We start from the raw sequence: 5971 nt of genomic DNA on the forward strand, positions 1-5971 counted from the left end.
GGTTCAAATCCTGCCCCCGCAACCAAACAAAAAAAAGCCCCGTCACTCCGACGGGGCTTTTTGATTCCGGCTCGGCGCCAACAACATCGTCAGCCGTGGTCCGCTGTCGTGCTGGTCGGGTCTCAGGCGGCCATCGTCGGCGCGCCGACGATGGCGTGGAGGGCCCGCACCGTGCCGATGTCCAGCCTGCTGCCGCGCGCGAGGTCGGCGAGAAATTGCCGCTCGGCGTCGGTGTCGGCCGAAATGGCGAGCAGAGCGGCGGCGTAGACCTGGGCTCCCACCTCGCGATTCGGAATCGCCGCGATCAGGCGCTGTGGATCGGCCGGCTTGCTCATCTGCTCCATGACGAAACGCTGTTCGCCGGCCGTGATGCCGCCTTCCTCCAGCTTGCCCGTGATGCGGCCGATTTCGTCAGTTGAGATCTTGCCGTCCGCTTTCGCCGCTTCGATCATGCCCACCAGACAGAGCTCCGCCGTTTCCGGCGCCGTCATCTGACGAACATCCTCCTTGGAAAGCGGCGGGCTGGGGTTTGCGGAGGCCTGCGCGGCCGCGGCTGTCCTGGTTGCCGCGGGTCCGGTCTCGCCCGGCGCCTGCCGGTTCCGCAAAGCCGATAAGGCCACGGTGCCCAACAGGGCCATAGCGCCGCCGCCGATCGCCCCTTTCATCGAGCCGCCGCCGAGAAGCGCGCCGGCAAGAGCACCGAGGCCGCCGACTTCGCCCCGGTTGAGGCCGCCGACCCCGCTGCTGCCCGAGAGGATGTTGCCGAGTCCGCCGAGAAGCCCGCCGCCACCGCCCGCCGCCGACGCGTCTGTCGCGCCGTCGCCCAGCATGCCGCTCAAAATATCGCCGAGGCCGCCCGAGCCACCCAGGCCATTTTCTCCCATGGAATGTTCAAGCCGCGCCCGTGAGGTGGGGGACAGGCCGCTCCGCATCAATTGTCCGACGACAGCATCGAGACTCATTGGATCTCTCCTTTGGCCGGTCGTCCAGGGACGTCTTCTGCTGTGGAAATATGCTACGGGAGACGTCCGAGACGACGGATCGTGGAACCTTCTCGCAGGACTTCACGTCTGATCGCAACGGCCAAGCACCACCGCTGCCCCCATGGACAGTCTGCCCCCTTGGCGGGCCTATGCAAATAGGCCTCTAGGGCAACAAGGGGCAGCTGGCCGCGGTCCCCTTGTCATTTTCGGGTCCAGGGTCCGGTCGCCTAAAACAGGTCCAGCACGAAGGGCACGCGCAGCGTCATGAGAACGTCGGGGGCGTCGTCCGTGACGCCCAGCTCGAAGTTGAGATTGGCACTGGAGTAGTTGTTGATCTGATAGCTGTAGCCGAGCAGCAGGGAACCCACGCTGAGGGTCGACGACGACAGCTCGACGCCGTTGACCTCCGTCGTCGTCTCGCCGATGAAATCGTGCTTGTAGCCGAGCGTGAAGGAAGACCGCTCGTTGATCGAATAGGCCATGCCGAGACTCATGCGAAAGGCATCGCCGGGATCGACCTCGCCGATGGTCTGGTCGTTGAAGGTCTTGTCGACGTCATCCGGCAGATGGAACAGGTAGCCGAAGTTGCCGAAGAAGACGACGGGGTCGTTCGGATAGAGGATGGTGACGCTTGGCTCGATGGCGTGGAAGCCGGAGCCGGTGGCGAGCTCGGTTTCCAGGCCGTTCGCGCCGCGATCGACATCGAACGGTCCCTTGCCGGTGGTCGACTTGTAGCGAAGATTGCCGATGAAGATCGGCCAGTCATCAAGGCCGCTGTTGATCTGGTAGTGCAGGCCGAACTCGATGTCGCCGATCCCGTCCCCGTCCACGTCCTGGGTCAGCTGCGCATCGGGATCGACCTGGGGAATAATGAAGGAGATGCGGTCGTCCCGGTAGATGTACGGAACCTTGAGTTCCACCTCCAGCCTGTCGGTGATGCCGTAGCGCGCGGTGACCGCGGCCTGGTAGAGATCCCGGTCCGCATCCTGTGCCTCCAGCAGGCCGATCAGGAAGGTGTCGAGGATCTCCACGCCCACGAAGGTGAAGCGATTGACCTGCGAATGGGAGTACTGGACCGACGGCTCCAGCACCAGCGTGCCCTTGGGCGTCAGCACGCCCCCGAGCTCCGGTATGGCCTGGACCTCGGGCCGCGGCGGCTGTTGCGGCGGGGGCTCACCCACTGGCTGTTGGGCTGGCTGTTGGGCCGGCTGTTGCGCCGGTTGCGCCTGCTGCGGAGGCGGCGTTGCCGCCGGCGCGCTCTGCTGGGCCTGGCGGACACCGTCGTCCGCCGGGCCGCGCCCGCGCTGCAACTGCAACAGCTCTTCACGAAGGGCGCGGATCTCCAACTGCTGCTGCTCAAGCGTGCGCTGCAACTCCAGCAGCTTCAGTTCAAGGTCAAGGGACGAGTCCTGAGCCAAGGCCGGCGGTGCCGCCGCCCCGACCAGGGCGAAGACGGCAGCGCCACGAAGGAACCGTTCCGGACCGCTGTGAAACGCCAACCTCTCCCCCCCGAATCAGACTGCTGCCCTATGACGCCCGAGATCCAAGAGCCGACAACGGCATGCCAAGTTTCCTTTACTGCGCGAAATTGAGGCTTCCCAGAAGACGGCCGTTGAACAGCGCGTTGCGGGCGCTCTCCTGAAAGCGGCCAAAGTTCGCGACGGTCACCTCGACGTTGATCTCCTGACGGATCTGCTGGTTGCTGGCCGAGGTGAACACCACGCCGAGAATCTGCTCCCGGGTCACGCTGTGAAGCGCGGTGGTCAGCCCGCTGGGGTCCTCGACCACGACCCCCGTCTGCCCCCCCAGCCCGGCCAGCGTCGCGGGAAGCGCGCCGGACGGAGCGCCTCCCTGACCGCTGACAAAGCTCAGCGTCTGGGGATCCAAGCCTACTGTGGGCATGGTCGACTGCGTGGTCGTTCCACCCGGTGTCAGGTTCGTCGTGCTTTCCAGGACGAGGGTGCCATTCACCAGCGTCCGCACATTCGCCGCGAACTCCATATCGAGCCCGCCCACCCGCAATCCGCCGCGCATGACCGCGAGGAGTTCCGGGGCGGCCGTGGGAATGGCGTCGAACGGGTGAGCGTAGGCTTGACCGCCAGCCGCAGACTCTCCCTCGACGTCCGCTGAAACGCGGCCGCTGAAGCCGCTGCAGACTGCAGCGAGCATCACCATGAAGGCTATGATGCGCCGTGAGCGGACCATGGCGTCACCTCCCAAACTCGTGCCGGCCCGGCAGCGTCAGGGTGAAGGTCGCAAGCCCGCTCCTGTCGACGCCCTGGCCGATCGGCGCCTTTGGGCGGATCTGCCAATCGGGTATGTCGCCGAAGTGCGCCTGCGCCACATCGATGCCCTCCCGGGCCGCAAGGACGATCCCGCCGCCCCAGGCGGCTTCGAAACGGTCGCGGGGCCAGATGGTGGTTCCAAACGCCGGATCCGCGACCAGGATGCGTTCGGCCTCGACACCCTTGACGACCACGAAGTGTCTGTAGCCCCCGGTATTGATGAGGACGATCGCCGGGACGCCGATATCCGCGAGCTTGTCCAGCGTCATGCGAAAGCCGTCGGACTGCAGCCCCCGGCGATCCAGGAACTGCTTCATGTCGAGCATTGAAAAGCCTTCGGCCTGAATCTTCCGCTGATCGCCGCGTCCGAACATCTCTTCGAAGACCCGCGCCTCTTCTATCGGCCTCTCGTAGTGGTAGGTCAGAAGGGTAGCCACCGCTGCCGAGCCGCAGCTGAAGTCGTATTGCTGGCGCACGACATTCGTCCAGCGCTTCTCCTTCAAACTCATAACCGGCAGCGAAAAGGAGCCGCCCGCGCCCTGGATCACCGTTGGCCCGGCCGAGCCAACGGAGGGGATGGCGGTGGTGAGCACCCCGCCGCAGGCGACGGTGCAAAGTGCGATGAGCAAGCGCCTCATGCGTTGGCTCCCTTCCTCCCTCATCAGCATTCACCCGGGGTCGGGCCGGTCGCCGTTACTCGAGAAGATTGAAGGTCACGCCTATGGCGGCCTGCACCGAATTGTTGTTGCCGGTCACGACATTGAAGACACCAATGCCGCCAAAGCCATCGAGCGCCCGCTCACCAAAGCTGACGCCGCCCGTGGTCACGTTGTCGGCCGTAATGGAGCCGCCGATGACCGAAGCGGTAAGTTCCTGGTCGGTCGCGACGATCACGGTCTGACCGCCTTCGCGGCCCCGCAGTGCATCCAGATCTGCAGCACCCATAATGCTTACGGCAGCGAATGCACCTTGCGCGGTTTGCTCCTCGGCCAGAGCCGAGTCGGTCGCGGATGTCACTGCAGCCAGCGCCATGAAGGCCGTCGCGATAGTGAGGATTCTTCCTGCCATTGCTTGCATGACATGGCCCTCCTCAGAGCCGGGGCATTTTCTTGGGAGGCTGGGCGACGGGGCCTGAAGGCCCCGCCGCCCGACCGTCCCGATCGGTCTTAGTTGCCGATGTTCACGCCTGAATGAGCCGCCACGGAAACGCCGCCCAGCGCCGCATTGTAGAAGCCGGACGAAACGTTGATGTTGGCAATGCCCCCAAACGTGCCGCCGCCGACGGCGACGTCGACAGCGCCGGTCGAAAGCGTGCCACCGGCACCCATTCCACCGTTGCCACCAGCACCACCGGCACCGCCGGCGCCACCGTTTGCAGTGGCATCCGCGGCCGTGGCGATGCCACCGGCGCCGCCGCTGCCGGCCGCACCACCGGCACCACCGGCTCCGCCATTTCCGGTGCCGTCAGCTGCCGTGGCGGCACCGCCTGTGCCACCGATGCCGCCTGCGCCACCGGCACCGCCTGCGCCACCGGCACCACCCGTTCCGGCGTTGTCGGCCGTGGAGGCCGTGCCGCCGTTCGCGGTGTTCGTGCCGGCATCGCCGTTACCGCCGGTTCCACCGGTACCACCGTTGCCGCCGGAGGTCGTTCCCACACCCCCGTTGGCATTGGCGATGCCGCCGGTTGCGCTGTTGTCGCCGGAGTCGGCTCCAGCCGCAGCAGCCAGGCCCGCGCCGAGACCGGCGCCGCCGCTGCCGCCATCGCCACCGTCGTCACCGTCGCCGCCGTTGGCCGCGGAAGCGCCGAGGGCGACGGACGCACCGAGACCGGCGCCGCCGTCATCCCCGTCACCGCCGTCACCGCCGTCGCCGCCGCTACCGGCGAAGGCCACGGAAGCGGCCACCGCGACACCGCCGTCACCGCCGTTGGCCCCATTGCCGCCGGCGCCACCGATGCCGCCGATCACAACGATCGGAGCGCCGTTGACGGTCGCCGTCATCTCCTGCACGGAGATCACTTCGATGTCGCTGTTGAAGGACTCGGCGTAGGCGGAAGAGGTGCCGCCGGCACCTCCGGCGCCACCGGCACCAGCGGTGCCGGGAAAGCCACCGGTTCCATCCGTGCCGTTGGCGTTGGCATTGCCGCCGGCACCCGCGTTGCCGCCGTTGGCGTTGGCGTTCGCCATCGCGGTGGCTTCAGCGGTGTTGTTGTCGCCGAACTTGTTCTTCGGGTTCGCCGACGCGCCGGCTGCAAAGGCGATGACCAGGGCAAGGGCCGTGGTCCCGGCGAGTATGTTTTTCAACATGGGTTTTCCTCCTCGCCGTTATGGGGCCCCGCCACCGCCTGCGGTGCCGATGCTGACAGCCGAATGAGCCGCCACGGAAACGCCACCCAGGGCGCCGTTGAAGAAGCCCGAAGCGACATTCATGTTGGCGATGCCACCGAAGGTGCCGGCACCTGCCGCAACCGTGGTCGCACCCGAGCTGAGCGCTCCGCCGTTGCCGACACCGCCGGCGCCGCCGTTGCCGCCGGTACCGCCGGCACCGCCGGTTCCCGTGGCGACACCCGCCGTGGCCATTCCGCCGTTGCCGCCGTTACCGGCCGCACCGCCGACGCCGCCGGCACCCCCGGTTCCGGTCGCCGTGCCGGCCGTTGCGCTGCCGCCGGTGCCACCGGCACCGCCCGCACCGCCCGCGCCGCCG

Annotated in this window: 6 protein-coding genes and 1 pseudogene; all 7 read right to left on the reverse strand. The window is 67.1% G+C overall.

All coding sequences use genetic code 11. The features are described from left to right. Positions 1–122 precede the first annotated feature (122 nt). Positions 123–962 (reverse strand): tellurite resistance TerB family protein, encoded by an 840-nt coding sequence (locus WDC82_RS25030; protein ID WP_340120182.1) that lies wholly within the window; start codon positions 960–962, stop codon positions 123–125. Positions 963–1210: 248 nt separating this feature from the next. Next, the gene (locus WDC82_RS25035; protein ID WP_340120183.1) at positions 1211–2482 is read right to left on the reverse strand and encodes a transporter; all 1272 of its coding nucleotides are present in this window, start codon (positions 2480–2482) and stop codon (positions 1211–1213) included. 76 nt (positions 2483–2558) lie between these two features. Further along, positions 2559–3188, reverse strand: coding sequence for a hypothetical protein (locus tag WDC82_RS25040; protein ID WP_340120184.1), 630 nt, complete (start codon positions 3186–3188; stop codon positions 2559–2561). A gap of 4 nt (positions 3189–3192) precedes the next feature. Next, complete coding sequence (locus tag WDC82_RS25045; RefSeq protein ID WP_340120185.1) at positions 3193–3906, reverse strand: C39 family peptidase; 714 nt, start codon at positions 3904–3906, stop codon at positions 3193–3195. Between the two features lie 55 nt (positions 3907–3961). Beyond that, entirely contained in the window at positions 3962–4345 is a 384-nt protein-coding gene (locus WDC82_RS25050) for a hypothetical protein (RefSeq protein WP_340120186.1), read from the reverse strand. Between the two features lie 89 nt (positions 4346–4434). Then, positions 4435–5574 carry a hypothetical protein gene (locus WDC82_RS25055; RefSeq protein WP_340120187.1) on the reverse strand — a complete coding sequence of 380 codons (1140 nt, stop codon included), beginning with the start codon at positions 5572–5574 and terminating at the stop codon, positions 4435–4437. An 18-nt stretch (positions 5575–5592) separates the two neighbouring features. Continuing rightward, positions 5593–5971, reverse strand: a pseudogene (locus WDC82_RS25060) (hypothetical protein); the annotation flags it as partial.

It is taken from the genome of Pelagibius sp. 7325, from assembly GCF_037652055.1.
GTDB lineage: Bacteria > Pseudomonadota > Alphaproteobacteria > Kiloniellales > Kiloniellaceae > Pelagibius.